The sequence below is a fragment of the Mesorhizobium sp. LEGMi-168a genome, from assembly GCF_058312955.1.
Genome location: NZ_JBZEGV010000101.1, coordinates 1 through 1,362, shown reverse-complemented (window position 1 = coordinate 1,362; position 1,362 = coordinate 1). Strand labels below are relative to the sequence as shown.

The 1,362-nt window shown below is 61.9% G+C and carries 1 protein-coding gene and 1 pseudogene; both read left to right on the top strand.

The features are described from left to right. A pseudogene (locus AC4FWB_RS34145) lies at positions 1-158 on the top strand (LysR family transcriptional regulator); the annotation flags it as partial. Positions 159-595: 437 nt separating this feature from the next. Then, on the top strand, positions 596-1,336 hold the full coding sequence (locus AC4FWB_RS34140) for an SDR family NAD(P)-dependent oxidoreductase (protein ID WP_491030605.1): 741 nt from the start codon (positions 596-598) through the stop codon (positions 1,334-1,336). Positions 1,337-1,362 lie beyond the last annotated feature (26 nt).

The following is a 1,362-nucleotide window of genomic DNA, read 5'->3' as shown; positions in this document are numbered from 1 at the left end:
CAGCGGTTCCGATCAGGACCCGCCCTCCGGTCCCTCCGGGGGCCGCGTCTGTCGTGCGCCCGCCGGGTCAGCATCCCACGCGGAAAGTGCGGGAGCTCACCGAGATGCTGATTGAGTATTTCAAACGGAACCCGGAACTTTGGGGGCTCGACGGCTAGGACGCGAACGGGGCGAAGCCTTGTCAAGGAGCTGCGTTCGACGGTCGCACTCCTTTGCCGACATAGGCCCGCACGTTCCACTTGCTGCGACACAGCTTGACGTATCCAGGGGCTAGTCGGGCAGACGGTCGCGCGCCAGTGTAGACATTCAGGAAGCCAAGGACCGGAAGACCAGGAGAGGACGGCGCGCATGAGCTGGAGGCCGGTGGCTTCTTAGGGTCCAGGACGAAGCGTCCATCGCTCCATGGAATGATTGCCTCGGCTGCCTTGTGAAATCATCGGGCGGCGTTCCCCCTGCGCAACACGGTTTGGCATTTCTCGACACTAAGAAGACCGATGCCGAACACCAAATTCCCGGATCAGGCTGTCAAGCGGGTGTCGCATCCTACGCGAACCAGTTGGATGCCTGAACAAAGTTGGTGGAAAAGGACGGACACATGATCGATCTGAACGGAAAGCGTGCATTGGTTACCGGAGGATCGCGGGGCATCGGGGCCGCGATCGCATTGGCACTGGCGGAGAACGGAGCCGACGTTGCATTTACTTACCAGCACTCCGCGGAGAAAGCTGATGCGGTGGTCAAGTCCATCGAAAGCAAGGGGCGTCGCGCAGTCGCTATCCAAGCCGACAGCGCCGACCCAGAAGCCATCGCGCGCTCCGTAAGCGAAGCCGTCTCGGCGCTGGGTGGAATCGATATCCTCGTCAACAGCGCGGCTATCGGCCACACCGGTACGATCGCCGACATCGACGTGAACGATTATCAGGCCGTGATGGACGTCAACGTGCGAGCGCCAGTGCTGTTTGCGAAAGCAGTTATCCCGCACCTCATCGAAGGGGGACGCATCATCTCGATCGGTTCGGCCTTGGGGGAGCGGGTTCCGTTCCCAGGCGTAACGGCTTATGCGATGTCCAAGGCGGCGCTTACCTCCTTCACCCGTGGTCTTTCGCGCGAACTCGGCCCGAACGGCATCACCGTGAATCTTGTTCAGCCCGGGGCGACAAATACGGATGCAAATCCGGCCGATGGGGAGGCTGCCGATTTCCAGCGGAGCCTGACGTCTTTGGGACGCTACGCCGAGCCGCACGAAGTCGCGAACGCTGTGGTCTTTCTGGCAAGTCCCGCCGCAAGCGTGATTACGGGCGCCATCCTGACCGCCGACGGGGGCGCAATCGCCTGAGCGGACTTGATGTTCGCGAGCAGGCC